This window comes from Sandaracinaceae bacterium, from assembly GCA_020633055.1.
Taxonomy (GTDB): Bacteria; Myxococcota_A; Polyangia; order Polyangiales; family Houyiibacteriaceae; genus JADJJE01.
This window is the reverse complement of record JACKEJ010000007.1, coordinates 657545-673706: the sequence shown is the minus strand read 5'-3', so window position 1 is coordinate 673706 and position 16162 is coordinate 657545. Positions and strand designations below refer to the sequence as shown.

The 16162-nt window shown below is 71.0% G+C and carries 13 protein-coding genes and 1 tRNA gene; 3 read left to right on the top strand and 11 right to left on the bottom strand.

Annotated elements, in window-relative coordinates; translation table 11 throughout:
* Positions 1 to 116 precede the first annotated feature (116 nt).
* Complete coding sequence (locus tag H6726_16270; GenBank protein ID MCB9659209.1) at positions 117 to 614, top strand: hypothetical protein; 498 nt, start codon at positions 117 to 119, stop codon at positions 612 to 614.
* Between the two features lie 93 nt (positions 615 to 707).
* Here the strand turns inward: H6726_16270 and H6726_16265 are convergent, their stop codons facing one another.
* From H6726_16265 to H6726_16245, 5 genes are all read right to left on the bottom strand, one after another.
* The gene (locus tag H6726_16265) at positions 708 to 1793 is read right to left on the bottom strand and encodes a serine/threonine protein kinase (protein ID MCB9659208.1); all 1086 of its coding nucleotides are present in this window, start codon (positions 1791 to 1793) and stop codon (positions 708 to 710) included.
* Positions 1794 to 3170: a bifunctional phosphopantothenoylcysteine decarboxylase/phosphopantothenate synthase gene (locus H6726_16260; GenBank protein ID MCB9659207.1), complete on the bottom strand. Its 1377-nt coding sequence runs from the start codon at positions 3168 to 3170 to the stop codon at positions 1794 to 1796. It abuts the gene before it with no gap.
* 71 nt (positions 3171 to 3241) lie between these two features.
* The gene (locus tag H6726_16255) at positions 3242 to 4780 is read right to left on the bottom strand and encodes a VanW family protein (protein ID MCB9659206.1); all 1539 of its coding nucleotides are present in this window, start codon (positions 4778 to 4780) and stop codon (positions 3242 to 3244) included.
* A gap of 32 nt (positions 4781 to 4812) precedes the next feature.
* On the bottom strand, positions 4813 to 5505 hold the full coding sequence (locus H6726_16250) for a TetR family transcriptional regulator (protein MCB9659205.1): 693 nt from the start codon (positions 5503 to 5505) through the stop codon (positions 4813 to 4815).
* A gap of 28 nt (positions 5506 to 5533) precedes the next feature.
* Positions 5534 to 6781 carry a serine hydroxymethyltransferase gene (locus H6726_16245; GenBank protein MCB9659204.1) on the bottom strand — a complete coding sequence of 416 codons (1248 nt, stop codon included), beginning with the start codon at positions 6779 to 6781 and terminating at the stop codon, positions 5534 to 5536.
* A gap of 537 nt (positions 6782 to 7318) precedes the next feature.
* On the opposite strand from H6726_16245, the gene H6726_16240 reads away from it, so the two are divergent.
* A complete protein-coding gene (locus H6726_16240; GenBank protein MCB9659203.1) occupies positions 7319 to 7861 on the top strand; it encodes a hypothetical protein in 543 nt (180 codons plus the stop codon).
* A gap of 36 nt (positions 7862 to 7897) precedes the next feature.
* Complete coding sequence (locus H6726_16235) at positions 7898 to 8149, top strand: hypothetical protein (GenBank protein MCB9659202.1); 252 nt, start codon at positions 7898 to 7900, stop codon at positions 8147 to 8149.
* 679 nt (positions 8150 to 8828) lie between these two features.
* Here H6726_16235 and H6726_16230 read toward each other — a convergent pair.
* The 6 genes from H6726_16230 to H6726_16205 form a co-directional block, all read right to left on the bottom strand.
* Positions 8829 to 8902, bottom strand: a tRNA-Asp gene (locus tag H6726_16230).
* Positions 8903 to 8994: 92 nt separating this feature from the next.
* Entirely contained in the window at positions 8995 to 10506 is a 1512-nt protein-coding gene (locus H6726_16225; protein ID MCB9659201.1) for a chorismate-binding protein, read from the bottom strand.
* 69 nt (positions 10507 to 10575) lie between these two features.
* Positions 10576 to 11130: a hypothetical protein gene (locus H6726_16220; GenBank protein ID MCB9659200.1), complete on the bottom strand. Its 555-nt coding sequence runs from the start codon at positions 11128 to 11130 to the stop codon at positions 10576 to 10578.
* Positions 11127 to 11795 (bottom strand): hypothetical protein, encoded by a 669-nt coding sequence (locus tag H6726_16215; GenBank protein ID MCB9659199.1) that lies wholly within the window; start codon positions 11793 to 11795, stop codon positions 11127 to 11129. The genes H6726_16220 and H6726_16215 overlap by 4 nt, the downstream gene beginning before the upstream one ends.
* 94 nt (positions 11796 to 11889) lie before the next feature.
* Complete coding sequence (locus tag H6726_16210) at positions 11890 to 14382, bottom strand: HEAT repeat domain-containing protein (protein ID MCB9659198.1); 2493 nt, start codon at positions 14380 to 14382, stop codon at positions 11890 to 11892.
* The gene (locus H6726_16205; protein MCB9659197.1) at positions 14382 to 16058 is read right to left on the bottom strand and encodes an ABC transporter ATP-binding protein; all 1677 of its coding nucleotides are present in this window, start codon (positions 16056 to 16058) and stop codon (positions 14382 to 14384) included. Before H6726_16205 ends, H6726_16210 begins: the two co-directional genes overlap by 1 nt.
* Positions 16059 to 16162 lie beyond the last annotated feature (104 nt).

The following is a 16162-nucleotide window of genomic DNA, read 5'->3' as shown; positions in this document are numbered from 1 at the left end:
GTAGCACGAAGCGCGGGGTGCGACAGCTTCACGAAGGCAACGAGGGTGCTTTGCGCAGGCGAATGCAGCTGGGCACTACCCAACGGAGCGTTCTTGGAGTAAGTCGCGTCTCAGCCATGACCGAGAAGGATCCTCGCCCCTACATCGTCGTCACCGTCCTGCTCGATCAGGGAGCGCGTGCGGCTGTCCTCACCCAGAGCCACGGCGACGCCATGGAGCGCGCGCTGATGGCCACGCATGGCCTCGACGTCGCAGGCGTGGACCTGGTGGAGCTGCCGGTCCCCACGGCCACGTTCGCCGCGCTGCGCAAGCAGATGGGGCGCGCCAAGGACGAGGTCGGCTTCTACGATGTGTTCCCGCTCGCGAGCCACCTGCAGCCCGACGTGCGTGCCACCGCTGGGCAGTTCCTCGCGGCCGAGGCGCTGTGGGCGCTGGAGGAGGCGGGGCAGCTGGGCGGCGTGCCGCTCAACGTGAAGCTGGACCTGCCCAAGGGCTGGGAGCGCGAGCCGCAGAAGATCCACGAGCGCCTCGTGGCGGAGGGCGCTCTCGACCTCACGCCCGAGGCGATCGAGACCTACCGCAGCGCCAAGCAGGCGTGGGACGCGGTCAAGTAGCGTCCGCTCCACAGTCGCCCTCGGTCGCCCGAACTCGCATATCAGCCTACGTGCTCCGTAGCGGACCCGCGTAGCTCTGCCGATGGCTCGTGCCTACAGCAGCAGAAACGCGAGCACCCCTGCGGCGACGACTGCGAGCACCACCACCACGCCGATGATGGCGATGGGCGCGATGGAGCTGTTTCCCGGGGCGCTCGCGTGCGCGGGCGGCCCAACGGGCACTTGCTGCGCGGCCGACATCGGCGGGGGCGGCCCAGCGACGGGCGGCGGAGCGACGGCGGCGCCCTTCGGACGATGGACGACGCGCGGCAACGCGTTGAGCGCCGCGAGCATCTGTCCGGCGTCTTGGTAGCGGTCCTCCGGCTTCTTGGCGAGCGCGCGCGCGAGCAGGGCCTCGAGCTCCGGCGCGAACTCGTACGAGTCGCTGGCCGAGGTGAGCGTGGGTGGCGGGTTCATCAGGTGAGCACGGAACATGAGCACCTGGTTCTCCTCCATGAACGGCCACATGCCCGTCAGCAGCTCGAACAGGATGCAGCCCATGGAGTACACGTCGGTGCGCGCGTCCGACGGAGCGCCAGTGCACTGCTCTGGCGCCATGTACGCAGGCGTGCCGAACACCGAGCCCTGCATGGTGAGCTTCTTGGACTCGCCCCAGCGGTCGTCGTCCATGAACTTCACGAGGCCGAAGTCCAGCAGCTTGGCGCCACGCGTGCCGTCAGCGTGCCGCGGGAGGAAGACGTTCTCGGACTTGAGGTCGCGGTGGGCCACGCCCTTCGCGTGCGCGAACGCCAGCCCCGTGAGCACCAGCCGTGCGATCTGCAGGGCCTCCTGGGGCTCGGGCGAGTGCTCCTCCAGGTACTTGTCGAGCGGCTCACCCTCGAGCAGCTCCATCACCAGGTACGGGCTGCCGTGCGCGACGCCGAAGTCGTGCACCGTGAGCACGTTGGGGTGCTCCAGGGCGAACAGGGCGCGGGCCTCGCGCTCGAAGCGTTCCCGCAGCTCGGGGGTGTCGACCAGGTCGTCGTGCAGGACCTTGACGGCGACCGCCGGTCCGCCGATCTGCTCGGCGCGATAGACCACGCCCATGCCTCCCTCGCCCAGCACGGACGTGATGCGGTAGCGCCCGTCGAGGACCTGACCGAGGAAGGAGAGCATGCTGGGGCGGGAGATTTCGGCCATCTAGGTTCCTGACGCGTGGGCCTGCGTGGGGGCGTGCGGCTGGGGGGGCGCGTGGTGGATCCCCAACGCCGCGGACAGGATGTGGTCGGCGAGGGCGTCCTTGCTCATCGTTTCCAGGGAGAGCACGCCTGTCTCCGAGACGAGGTGTGCGCGGTTGGTGTCGCCGCCGAACCCGTGCGCTGCCTCGTTCGCGACGATCAGGTCGCAGCGCTTCGAGGCCAGCTTCGTGCGCGCGTAGCGCTCGATGTCGGTGGTCTCGAGGGCGAAGCCGATGAGCACCGGCGTCGCTGGGGCATCGGCGTCCAGGGCCTCACGCCGGGCGGCGCGCTCACTGCCCAGCTCCGCGAGGATGTCCGGGTTGCGTACCAGCTCGAGGGCGCGCGCGCCGGACTTCTTGATCTTCTGGTCCGCCCGCTCGGCGGGGCGGTAATCGGCGACGGCGGCGGCCATGACGACGATGTCGACGCCGCGGGACACCTCGGACTTCACGGCGGCGTGCATCTCGCGCGCGGAGCGCACTCGCACGGTGGTGACGCCCGCGGGATCGGGGAGGGTCACAGGGCCGCTCACGAGCACTACGCTGGCGCCGCGCGCGTGCGCCCGGGAGGCGAGGGCGAAGCCCATCTTGCCGCTCGAGCGGTTGCCCAAGAAGCGCACTGGGTCGAGGTCCTCGAACGTCGGGCCGGCGCTGACGAGCACGCGGAGCCCCGCGAGGTCTTGTGTGGAGGCTGTGGCGCCTGGCAGCGCTCCAGAGGATCCGGCGCTCGATCCCGGGGCGGCGGCGGCCGGCGAGGCCGCGGCGGGGGCCGTGTGCGCCAGCGGCTCCCTCAGCGCGTTCGCGAGCGCGTCGGCGATGGTCGAGGGCTCCGCCATCCGCCCCTTCCCGCTGCCACCGTTCGCCAGCGGCCCTTCCACTGGGCCGACCACCTGGACGCCATCGCTCCGCAGCGTAGCCACGTTGCGTTGTGTGGCTGGCTGCATCCACATGTGGGGGTGCATAGCCGGCGCGAACAGCCGCACGCAGCGCGCGCACGCCAGCGTCGCGAGCAGCGCGTCGTCGGCCATGCCGTGCGCAAGGCGCGCGATGACGTTCATGGTGGCGGGGGCGACCACCATCGCGTCGGCCCACTCGCCGAGCTCGACGTGGACCTCGCCCGCGTAGCTCGGGTCCCACAGGTCCACGACGGGGGGGCGCCCGAGCAGCCCCGTGAACGTGACGGGCCCGACGAAGCGCGTGGCGGCGGGGGTCATCACCACGCGCACCTCGGCGCCCCGGCGGCCGAGCTCGCGCACCAGCTCGACGGCCTTGAACGCCGCGATCCCGCCACCGATCCCGACGACGATGCGTTTACCCGTGAGCATCACCGCGGGCAGCATAGCAGCATTGTCCCCTTACGCTCCGAGTCCGTTCGGTGGCGGGGGCGTGTCGGGGTTGTCCCGATTCAGGGTCAGTTGCCGCCTTCTTCGGTCGGCTCGACGGCGGGGGGCTGGGGCATGCCCATGCGGGCCGTCCAGCCGGGCAGCCCCGAGAAGCCGGGCTGGCGCGTGGTGTCGGTGCCGCGGATACCAGGCCCCTGGGTCATCGTCGTGTACTCGTCGGCCGTGTACTCCGGGTGCCCGTCGCCCTCGGGGACGTAGCCCTCCGGGGGCGGACCGCCCGTGCCCACGCGCCAGATCTGGGTCGTGGGCGGGTACACGTCCACGGACGCTTCGCGACGCGCCTGGTTGGTGGTGAGGTCGCGCACGATGCGCCAGCGCTGGACACGGAAGCCCGCGACCCCGCGCTGCCCGAGGGCGCGCACGCCGGACGGGAGGCTGCTGTCCTGCGTCTCGCTCTCCGTGTACGGCTGCACCGAGTCGATGCGGCGCACGAACGTGACCATGTGGCGCTGCTCGAGGCCCAACACCTCGGAACGCGCGATGCCGCCCTCGAGGCGGATGCGTACGACGACGGGGAAGGGGAGGTCGTTGCGGAACACCAGGTTGATGCTGGGGTAGCTCACCGCTGCGTCGAGTCCGAGCTTGATGTAGAAGCTGGGCCGGCTGTGCGGGTGGCGCTCGAGGATGGTCATGCCCGCGAAGAACGCCGCGGCATGGATGGTGCCCGCGATCTGGCAGGCGCCACCACCGAGGCCATCCACCAGCTCGCCGCCCGCGATGACGGGCGCGGGACGGAAGCCGCTGGCCTCGTTGCGTTCGCCGACGACGTCGTTGAAGTCGAAGACCTCGCCCGGGAGGAGCACGATCCCGTCGATCTTGCGCGCCGCAACGCGCAGGTTGTGCGTGCGGTCGGCGGCGCTCTCGTTGAGGCTGTAGCGCGTCTCGAACTCCCCGAGCCGGGCGTCGACGCGCACGTCACGCAGCTCGCTGGCGGTGCGGCGCGCGTTCGTGCGCACCACGCGCACGGCGACTTCATCGGACCCGTGGTGGAGCGCGTCGTCGAGGTCGTCCAGCGTCGTCCACACGTCCAGCGACAGGCCGGAGCGCTCGGCGATCACCTCGCGGGTGTCGGGGTCGAAGCGCGCATCGGCAGGCGCGTGGTCGTGCAGCCGCTTGAGCTCGAGCAGCAGCGCGCGGGCGGGCTCGGCATCGAAGCGCACGGGCAGCGCCAGGTTCAGCTCGTCGGCCTCGGCGGCGCGGCGCCGCAGCGCGCTGGTCGGGTTGTTGGCGTCACGCAGCAGGCGCGTCAGGTGCTCCACGTCGACGCTGCCGCCCAGGTCTGAGCGGGTACGCACGAGCGTCTCTTCGGTGAGCTGCAGGCGCAGGGGCTTCTGCGCCCATTCGTCGGCGATGCGGCGCGCCTGGCTCGCGGCGTCCTCCACCACCATCGTCAGGCCGCCCACCCGTACGGAGGGCGCAGGGCGTTGGTCCGTGGCCGAGGCGCGCGCCGGGATCATCGAGGGGAGGGTCAGCAGCGCGGAGCCGCCGAGCAGTCCGATGCCCGCCACGGCGCGCGCGTGGGTCCACCATCGCGAAGGAGAGATCACGGCCGAGGCATCGCAGCTCCCGGCCCGTCCGGTCAACTTTTGGAGGGGTCCGGCGTGGGCTCGCTGGGCTGCAGCGCAGCGACGATCATGTCCGCGGTCGCGCTGGCGTGCAGCTCGAGGAACGTGACGTCGTCGAGCGCGCCGGGGGCAGCGACCTTGGCGGCCAGCTCCTTCAGTGCGTAGAGCGCGGTGCCTCCATTGAAGACCAAGAAGAACAGGGAGGCCCACGGGACGTCGCGGACGAGTCCTTGCTTGGCGGCGGCGTCGATCAGCACGCGGGCGACGTCCAGGAAGCCCTTGATGTGTCGGTCGACGATGTAGTCCAGGCGCTCGCCCCCGCGGGCCCCCTCCTGCGTGATGATCTGGAACCCCTCTGGGAACTGCGCCGAGAGCATCACGTAGCTCTTGACCATGTCGTGCACCTTCGCGACCGGGTCGCCTGGGCCCAGGAGCTTGTCGAGGCGGGGCAGGATCTGCTTGCTGACTGCGCCGAAGCTGTGGTCGATGCAGGCCTCCCAGAGCTGCTGCTTGGAGCCGAAGTAGTGATGCAGCAGGGTGTTGCTCACGCCGACCTCACGGCTGATCTGACGTACGCTCGCGCCTTCGAAGCCGTCACGGGCAAAGACGCCGAGGGCCACCCTCAGCGCGCGGTCCCGGTCGAACGCGTCGTCGTCGGCGAGGCGCGGCCGGCCTGGCCTGCGGCTCGCCTCGGGCGTATCGCTCACGCGCACCTCGTCGGCCGAGCCGTCATGATCAGGAGACGGGCACGCCGGGCGCGGGGAACTTGTCACACAACGCCTTCACGTCGGCCGCGATGGCCGCGATCTTGGCGTCGTCCGTGACGTTGTCCACCACGTCCGCCATCCAGTCGCCGAGCTGCTGCATCTCGGCCACGCCCATGCCACGCGCCGTGATGGCGGGCGTGCCAATGCGCACGCCGCTCGGGTCGAAGGGCTTGCGCGGGTCGAAGGGGATGGAGTTGTAGTTGGTGACGATGCCGGCGCGGTCGAGGGCCTGCGCCGCGACCTTGCCCGGGACGCCCTTGGGCGTGAGGTCCATGAGCACCAGGTGGTTCTCGGTGCCGCCGGTGATGAGCGCAAAGCCGCGCTCCTCGAGGCGAGCCGCCAGGGCCTGCGCGTTGGTCACCACGTTCGCGGCGTACTGCTTGAACTCGGGGGTGCCGGCCAGCTTGGCGGCGACGGCGATGCCGGCGGTGGTGCCGTTGTGGGGCCCGCCCTGCAGGCCGGGGAAGACCGACTTGTCGATGGCCTTGGCGTGCTTGGCGTCGCACATGATCATGCCGCCGCGGGGGCCGCGCAGGGTCTTGTGCGTGGTGGAGCTGATGACCTCGGCCAGGCCGACCGGGCTCGGGTGCGCGCCGCCGGCGATGAGGCCGCTGATGTGCGCGATGTCGGCCACCAGGATGGCGCCCACCTCGCGCGCGATCTCGGCGAAGCGCGCGAAGTCGATCTGGCGGGGGTAGGCCGTGGCGCCGCAGAACAGCAGCTTGGGCTTGTGCTCACGGGCGAGGGAGGCCACCTGGTCGAAGTCGATGCGGTGGTCGGACTCGCGCACGCCGTACTGCACGGCGTTGAAGTAGCTGCCGCTGATGCTGACCTTCCAGCCGTGCGTCAGGTGGCCGCCGCTGGGGAGGCCCATGCCCATCACCGTGTCGCCGGGCTGGCAGAACGCGAAGTAGACCGCCAGGTTGGCCGGTGAGCCGGAGTAGGGCTGAACGTTGGCGTGGTCCACGCCGAACAGGGCCTTCACGCGCTCGACCGCGAGGGACTCGACGCCGTCGATGAACTCCTGGCCCTCGTAGTAGCGCTTGCCCGTGTAGCCCTCGGAGTACTTGTTGTTGAGGACGCTGCCGCAGGCCTCCATGACGGCCGGCCAGGCGTAGTTCTCGGACGGGATGAGCCGCATGGTGCGGTGCTGGCGCGCCTCCTCCTTGGTGATGAGGGCGGCGATCTCGGAATCCATCTGCTGCAGCTCGGACATGCGGCGTCTCCTCCACCAACGGTGAGCTTCGCGAAGGGCTCGCGAGGTTGGCGAACTGGGGCGCATGTAGCAGCGCTTGGGGGGCGGGTCCACCTTGCCTGCCTGGGTCCTCGGTGCTCCGTTGCAACTGGTGGCCTGGTGGCGGGAGGGCGAGGCGCACCCGTGGCACGGGCCCGGGCGCGCTGGCGCGCCCTGTGGTGCCTCCCCCATTGCGGCGCGCCAAGGCGCTTGCAATAGGGCCCCCCCAACGCCCTTCGCCACGGGTGCGCCTCGCCCTCCGGCTACGTGGTCGGTGGAGGCCCGGGGTCCGCGTGGGGTGGGCGGTGGTGGTCCCGCTGGGCGCTGGGAGGGCTCGGGTGGGCTCGGCTGTGGTCGGTGGGGCCGGGTGGTCGGATGGAGGTGGGCTCGGGTGGGCTCGACGGTGGTCGGTCGGGTCGGACGGTTCGGATGGTGGTGGTCGGCGCGGGTGAAGTCGGCGGTGGCGGCGGAGGTCGGGTGGGGCGGCTTGGTGGTGTGCGGTTCGGGTAGAGTGCGCGGATGAGCGAGTACTCGGACACGGTGGCGCGTGACTTCGTGGTGCGAGACGCACCGGGGGTGGCCGGGCGCAACGAGCTGGTGCTCAAGCCGCGCGCGCCGTGGGTCCCCGCGCTCGGGTTCGGGTCGTGGGGTGTGGTGATCGCCGTGCCGACGACGATGTTCTTCGTCGAGGGCGAGCTGCCCGCCCGCGGACTGCCCGTGGCAGTTGGGATCACATTGGTGGGGTATGCGCTGATCTGGGCGGCCGTGCGGGCTGTCATCAACCGTGGTCGCGTTTTCGTAGATGGCGCAGAGCTGGTGTTCGAGCGGCGCCCCATGTGGCCGTTCAACCGCGTCCGGGTGCAGCGCGCGGACGTCCGCGACGTCCACATTCGCATGCGGGAGCCGTCGTTCCTCCACCCGTCTCACTACCGTGGCTTCATGATGCCGCAGCCCTACTTCGTGGACCTCGACCTTGCAGACGGCAGCGAGCGTCGGCTGCCCACGACGCTCGGGCTGAACGATGCGATGGCGGTCGTCAACTTCGTCAGGGCGCAGCTGTAGGTTTCGAGCATCGCGCGCGAGGGATACCCTTCGGCGATGCGAAACTTCCTCCTCGGCCTCTCCATCTCTGGCGCGTTCATCGCCGGGTCTCTCTTCACCGGCGGACGTCCCCCAACGGCGGACGCTCAGGCGACGCAGCGCTGGGAGTACCACTGCACCGAAGGCTTCAACGCTCCCACCATCATGGAGCGAGCCAACCAAGCGGGGGCGTCTGGTTGGGAGATGGTCGGCGCGGTCGCAAGCCCTCGGACGCACGGGCTCTGGTGCTTCAAGCGTCCCCGTCGGTAGTCTCGTTGCGCCGCTTCGAACGCTGCTGATAGAAAACAAAGACGCGTGCCCTGAGGGTGGTGCAGGCGCTCACTGCCTCACAGGGAATGCGTGTCCGCTCCAGCAGGATGACGGTTTCGTAAACCGTGCGCCTGTTCGGGGAGCCTATGGTGTCATCATGTGAACGTGGACTACCGGAATGTCATCCTCTGCTTCGCGCTCTGCTTCGCCGCGTGCCCCGCGCAAGCGAGCTCCACGGACGATCCGGCGCAGCAAGTTCATGCGTGGGTCACCCAAGTCGCGCCTCGGGCGCTGCGTCCACGTGAACCGAGGCATAGCCGACGTCTCGTTGCCACGATTCGTCCCTGTTTCGGAGGGGCGACTTCGCCGGGCAACTATCGAATCGAGGCGACCATCGCACCGAGCGGTCACCTCACCCTCCACTGGCGCGATTTGGCTCCTGAGTGGCGATCATGCGTCGAGCAGTCGCTCGCTGGCCGTCGTTTCTTTGCACGAACCGCGGAAGGAGGGCGCGCGCAACTACGAATCCTGGTCCTGGACCGTCCGATGAGGGCGGGGGAGCTCGATTTGGATTGAGGAGCCTGGAAGGCCATCGCAGCAGGTGCCGGACGGATGACACGACGGATGACACCGGGGGGACGGAAAACAAAAACCCCCTCCGAAGAGGGGGTCTTTCCAGCGCGGCGGACGGGACTCGAACCCGCGGCCTCCGGCGTGACAGGCCGGCGTTATAACCAACTTAACTACCACCGCTGGTGGGGTGTCTCGGGGGCCTCGACCCCGTCAACGGAGGCACCTTCTAGCGCTCTGATGTGGAGCTGTCAAAGGTTTCCGAGCACTTTTCGTCACGCCTTTTTTTCAGGCGGAACGCCGACGGACAGCGCGACCAGCCCGGCCCGCGCTTTGTTCACGGTTTCCTGCCATTCCGAGGCCGGAACGGAGGCTTCGACGACGCCTGCGCCGGCCTGCAGGAGCAGCTCGCTGCCCTTCTTGACGACGGTGCGAATCGCGATCGCGACGTCCATGTTGCCGTCGAAGCCGATGTAGCCGACCGCGCCGCCGTACACGCCGCGCCGCTCGGGCTCGAGCTCCTCGATGATCTGCATGGCGCGCACCTTGGGGGCGCCGCTGAGGGTGCCAGCCGGGAAGGTGGCGCGCAGCACGTCGAGCGCGTCGCAGCCGGAGGCCAGCTTGCCCTCCACGTTCGAGACGATGTGCATCACGTGGGAGTAGCGCTCGATCAGCATCTTGTCGGTGACGCGCACCTGGCCCGGGCCGCTGATGCGGCCCACGTCGTTGCGCCCCAGGTCGACCAGCATGACGTGCTCGGCGCGCTCCTTGGGGTCGGCCAGCAGCTCCTCGGCGATGGCCTCGTCCTCTTCCGGCGTGGCGCCCCGATGACGCGTGCCGGCGATGGGGCGGACGCTCACCACGCCGTCCTCCAGGCGCACCAGCGTCTCCGGGCTGGCGCCCGCGATCTGCACGTCGTCGAAGCGCAGGAAGTACATGTACGGCGAGGGGTTGATGGCGCGCATGGCGCGGTACACGTCGTAGACGTCGAAGTCCGGCGCCACGGGGACGCGGAAGCGCTGCGAGAGCACCACCTGGAAGATGTCTCCGGCGCGGATGTACTCCTGAGCGCGGCGCACGGCGTCCTCGAAGCGCGGCCGCTCGAAGTTGCTGGCGGGGAGCTCCACGCTCGGGCGCTCGGGCAGCGACAGCGGGCGTGGGTGCTGCGGCGTGCCAAGGCGCTCCACCACCAGCGCGAGCCGCGCCACCGCCGCGTGGTACGTGGCGTCCACGTCGGCGCCCGCGGGCACGTGCGCGGGCACCACCACCTTGATGAGCTGCTTCACGTTGTCGAACACCAGCAGCGTGCCGCCGATGCCGAAGCAGAACTCCCAGTCGTCCTCCGCGCCGAGCGCCGCGCCCACCTTGGGCTCGAAGCGCCGGACGGCGTCGTACGTGACGTACCCTACGGCGCCACCCCAGAAGCGTGGGAGCCCCTCGACCTCGGCGGGGGGCACGAACTCGGCGAGCGTCTCGCGCAGGCGCTCGAGGGGGTCCACACCGTCTTCGCGCGTGACCGTGCTGCCCACGACGGTCTCGAAGCGATCGGCCACGCCGCGCACGATGCGCTGCGGGTCACAGCCCACGAAGCTGTAGCGCGCCCATTTCTCGCCGCCGACGACGCTCTCGAGCAGGAAGCCGCCTGCCTGATCCGCGAGCGTCGCGCGCGCGACCACGGGGGTCACCACGTCCGCGAGGACCTCGCAGAAGACGGGGACGACCGTGACGTTGGGCTCTTGGGCGAGCGCGCGGAAGCGGTCGAGGGTGAGGCTGACGGTGGGGGACATGGCCGGGCAGTATCGCAAAGCCTGCCCGCTTGTCACCTGTCGCACGTCGGAGCCGCCGCGCGACGTGGCTCAGGCGCCGCGCGCAGCCTCGAAGAGGCCCAGGGGGAGGTGGACCCGGGCGGCCTCCACGCACGAGTTCTGCGCGCTGAGCATGACGGACATGAGCTCGTCGTCGTCGGCCTGGGCCAAGCTGAGCTCCACGGCGTACGAAGCGGCAGCCGCGGCGGCGTAGGGGTCGTCCGGCACGCGCGCGACGGCGGCGACGGCGTTCAGCAACGCGGCTTCGGCGGGGGTCTGCGCGTGCTTCGCGGCCTCCTCGCACAGCGCCGCGTGTCGTGCGCAGTTTGCAAACGGCTCCCAGTGGATGGCCCACGTGTGGACCGACTCCAACGCCGAAAGCGCCACGTCGGGCATGTCGCGCCCCGCATGGGCCACCCGCACGCAGGCCATGGCGGCGCGCGCCAGCGCCTCGCGCGGCAGGTGCATGCGCGCGGCGATGCTCAGCAACCAGTCCGCCCGCGGGCATGCGCCCATGGCGGCCTTCCAGTCGGCACCGAATGGGCGCGCCCACTCGACCACATCGTTCTGAGCACCCGCGTGCTGCAGCCAGGCGGCGACGCTCAAGAGTCCGAGGCCGCTTCGAGGGTCGTGTGACCCTGGAACTCGATGAGACCATTGCTGGCCGAGAAGCCCACGCCGGAGTAGCGCTGGAAGCGCCCACGCACCGTGACCTTGTTGCCAACGGCCAGGTCGGTGGGGATGGGCGGCGGGCCGCCCGGCGTGGTCTCCTGCTGAGCACCACGGTTGCGTCGATGCTCGGCCACGGCGTCGTCCACCTCGCCCTGACGGGAAGCGTACCCCGCGACCATGATGCGCTTGTTGGCGTCGCTCTCGTTCGCGGTGTCGGCGATGTAGAAATGCGGGGCGACCGCGCGCGGGCAGGCCTCTTCGTTGTCGCAGTCGGGGCGCGCGTAGATCTCGACGATGTACCCGGTGACGGCCACGTCGTGATCCATCGTGGTGGCGCTCATGTGGCGCACGCCATAGACGCTGTAGCTCTCGTCCCCGTAGCGCGTGGGGTGGGGCGGCGGCGGCAGTTCGGGCACCTCGGGCAGGTTCGGCTCGGGATCCGGGAGGCGCTCGACGACGACGTTGGACTCGACGCTCTCGCCGCAGGCCGTGAGGGCCAGCAGCGCGAGGGGACCGACCAGCCGGCGGGCCGTGGACGACGAGAGGGCCGCGAGCGGCGTGAGCATCGGGGAGCGAGGGGCGTGTGGGGTGGATTGCATGCCGAGTGGATCCTCCGCGTCGGGCTGCGGATCATCCGCTGCCAGACCGACGGCGGAGCCTATCACGCGTGGCCGCGGCGATAGAACCGTTTCTTCAGTGGCCGGAGCCCGAGTCTTGGCAGGCGCCGGGGCTCGTGAGACCCCGTGCGGCGGCGGCGCGGATGGCCTCGGGCGGGCCCCCATCGCGTAGCGCGGCGAGCTGGGCCAGCACGTCGGGGCCGCCGAGGCGCGCGAGGGCGGCGACGGCCACCACCGCGGTCTCGACGTCCGGCTCGTAGGCGTTCGGGCGGCGACCACGCGCCACCGCGTCCAGCAACGTCTGAACGTGAGCCACCGCACAGACCTCGCCCAGGTAGCGGGCTGCGGCGCGCTGCACGGTGGCGAGCTCGTTCTCCCGCGCCAGCCGCGCCGCCACGGCCTCGGCCGCGCGCCCATCGCCAGCCGTCCTGAAGGCCTCGATGGCAGCGAGCCGCACGCGCGCCTTGGGATCGCCCAGCGCTCCTACGAGTAGCTCACGAGCGCCCTCGTCCATGCCCAGCGCGGTCACCGCCGCCGCGCGGACCCTCGGCCACGCGTCTCGCTGCGCTAGCTGGAGCAACGCGTCCCGGCCAGCGTCGGTCGGCTGTAGCAGCTCGGCCGCGCGCTCGCGCGCACGCGGGAACTCGTCTCGGGCGAGCGCCAACACGACCTCGGTGGCGAGCGGCGAGCGGCGGGCGCGCAAGCTCGTGGCGGACTCGGCGCGGATCATCCAGCGCTCGTCGGTCTCCGCGCGCACGCGGAGCCACGCGTCCACCTCCGAGTCCGAGGGAAGGGCCGCGGCGGCGCGTACCACGCGCCAGACCTCTTCGAACGTCTCTGCGCGTGGGGCGGCGCCTCGCAGCAGCGCAGTGCCCAGCGTCGCCCCGTCCTCGCCCGCTGGCCCGAGCGCCTCTGCCACCACCGCGGTCGCTTCCACGGGCTGGGCCTCCGTGGCCCATTCGGCCACCAGGGGGACGGCCTGGTCCGGCGCGCGCACGAGGGCGTCCGCGACGGCCTGGCGGAGCCCGTCGCGCGCCACCCCCTGCTCCGCCACCAGGGCGGGCAGTAGCACTTGCAGCGCGCGGCCGGGGATCGCGCGGGCCAGGACCCTGGCGGCCTCGTCGTCGCCGTCCCTCATCAGCGTCGTGAGCTCGTTGCCTGCCCCGGCGCTGCGCAGCGCCTCGAGGGCGGCGGCGTGCAGCTCCGCGTCGTCGCTGCGCGCGGCGACGAGCAGCGCGGCGCGGGCAGCGGGCTCGTTGGGGGCCATGTCGCTCAAGACGCGCACCGCCAGGCGACGCTCGCGCGCGGTCATGTCCGGCCAAGCCTGCGCGATGGCGTTCGCCCCGGGCTCGCCGAGCCCGCGTAGCAGGCGCGCTGCGCTGACCCCACGTGATCCGCCTCGGGCTAGCTCGGCCAAGAGGCGCGTGGGCCCGTCGGGCCCGTCGAAGTCCGAGTGCAGGGACAGCTCCGCCAGCCCCACGTGGCCCCCGTTCGGATCGGCGGGGGTGGGCAGCAGCACGCTCACGCACCGGAACGCCACTGGCGGGTCGAGGGTCACCACGTAGCGCGCGCCCGGCTGCACGTCGGGTGGGACCTGCACGCGCACGCGCGCGTCGGGCGTCACCAGATCCACATAGGCGGGTGGACGCACGTCGGGAGGGGCGTTCGTCATCCACGGCACCAAGCTCACGACGCGGACGGGCCACTCGAGCGCGTCGAAGCGCCCCGTCACAAAGGCAACGGACCCGCGCGTTGGCTCGGCTTCGACCCAGGCGGTGCTCGCGTCGCGGTCCGTCAGCGCGACGGGCCGTGGGGCGCGTTCGTACGAGCCCTCTCCGGCGCCGGACGAGGCGACGTCGAAGTGCAGCGCGTCCAGGCGGGGGGCGGCGAAGTCTGGTGGGGCGAGGCGCGCCGTCTGCGTCTGGGTTGGCGAGGAGGCTGGCGCCGGCTGGGGCGTCGGGTGGAACGCGAGCGTCCGTGGATCGAGCGCCTGCACGTCCAGCCACGTCTCGGTCGCGCCACACACGGCGACGCGCTCCGTGACGGTCGCGCGGAGCACCCGCACCGCACGGGAGCCTGACGCTGCTGGGGGCGCGGACGCTGCGTGGGCCACGTCGGTTCCATCCAGGACCCGTAACACGTGTGCGCGTCGCTCCCCCGGGTCCCCGTGCAGGTCCGCGCGTCCTTCGTCCAGCACCAGGGCGCGCCCGCCGCGACGGCCGAGGAGCAACACGTAGCGTTGGACACCCGCTTGGGCTTCCACAAGCGCCACGGTGCCGCCTTCGAGCGCCAGTTCTCGCGCAGACAAGGTGGTGGGGCGGAACGGAAGCGCCGCGAGTGAGCGTTGGTTCGCCGTCAGCTCCCACACCGTCGCTCCAGGTTCTCCCCGGGTCGCCTCGATCGCTCGCACGTCGATCGCGACGAGCTGTGCAGGGCGCCCGAGGTGAACCATGGCCGAAGGTGGCGCAGCCGGGGCCACGCGAGCGGAGGCTGGCGTGCTCTGCCACGACAGCACCATGGCCAAGGAGAGGGAGGAGACGATCCGAGCGAGCGAATGGGCAGAGCGCATCACGGCGCACCATCGCCCAGCACCCGCCCCCCGTCCAGCGTCAGCACGCGGGTCGCGAAGGAGGCTACGGTCGGGCGATGGCTGACGAACACCAGGGCGGTGCCGTCATGCGTCAGGGTGGTGAGCGTAGCCAGCACTTCGGCTTCCGACTGCGCGTCGAGCGCGGAGGTGACCTCATCGAGCAGCAACACGCGGGGCGCTCGGTAGAGGCCCCGCGCGATCGACACGCGCTGGCGTTCGCCGCCCGAGAGCTGGCGCCCACGGCCTGCCAGCACCGTGCGCAAGCCGTCGGGGAGTGTCTCGAGCAGGGTCGCGAGGCCGACTCGCGCCAGCGCCTCGCGCGCGCGCGCTTCGTCTTGGGGTGCCCCGAACGCGACGTTGGCCAGCAGCGTGTCGGCAAAGAACAGCGCGTCTTGCGGCACCCACGTGATGCCTCCCATGTGGAGGTCGGAGCTTGCCGATTGGCGCGTCCCGCGAGACGGGGGCAAGAGGCCAGCGAGGATCATCAGCAACGTGGTCTTGCCCTCGCCGCTGCGGCCCGTCAGGGCGATGCGCTCGCCTGGCCGCACGTCGAGCGTGACCTCGCGCAGGACGTCGGAGCCTCCCGGGTAGGAAAATCCGACGGCCCGCAGGGAGAGCAGCGGCGCATCGTCGTCCTCCCGTAGGGTGCCGTCTTCGGCCTCTGCGGCGCGCGGCAGCCGAAGCATCTGCTCGAGTCGCTCGAGGCTGGCGAGGCCGGCGTAGAGCACGGGGAGGCTGCTGGCGAGGGCCTGGAGCGGGCGCAGCATCAGCAGCATGGTCGCGAGCAGGCTGATGCCGGTCGTGAACGGCAGCGCGAGCGGCAGGGTCCCCTTGGCGAACAGCGCGCACACCAGGAGTCCGGCGGCCACCATCTCGAGCGCCGGGCCTACGCGCTGGTGAGCGATCAACGCCCGCATCGCTGCGGCCTCGGACTCCGCTGCGGCCTCCATCAGCTGGGCGTGGGCGTAGTCCTCGGCCCCGTACGCGCGCACGAGCGGCACCAGCCCAGCGTGTTCGCCGGCCAGCTCGGCCACCCGGGCCTCCGCGACGTGCAAGCTCAGGTTGGCTGGACGTGCGGCCCGGGCCAGCCACCATGTCATCCCGGCTAGAGGTGCGGCCACCAGCAGCGTGAGGGTGGCCACTCGGGTATCCAGCCGCATGGCGAGAGTAGCCAACGCGGTCGCCACCAAGGCGTGTTGGATTGTGTGCGAAATTACAATATGTACCAGACTGCGGACGGCTGCGACCTCCGCACCCAGTCGCCCCGCCAGTTCTCCGGGAGCCAGCCTCGCCCAGGCCGAGGGCGCGAGGTGCAGCAGGTGATCGTGGATGTGGATGCGCAGTTCTCGAACAGCCCGCTGCTGAACGAACCCCGCTGCCAGCGCGCCGACGTAGCGTCCCAAGGCCCGCATCAGCATCAGTCCCGCAGCAGCCCCGACAGCCAGCGTGGGCGTGAGCCGTACGCCCAGCAGGCTCACGGCATCCGCCGTCGGGACGTTGGTAGAAGGGTGATCGAGGGTCGCGAGGGCGGGGCCAGCCAACGCCGCGAGACCCGCCGTGGCGGCTGCGCTGACCATGAACGCTGCCACCGCGCCGAGGGCCGTGGGGAGCTGCGTGCGCACTGCACGCGTCAAGACCTGGCGTGCGCTCAGCAAGGGACCAGCGCCGTAGCAGAACGGTTCATTGTCGCAAGCCCACTGTTCATCTGCGCAATGCGACCCATATGGAAAGACATGCTGCCGTTCCTCAGCCTCGCTCA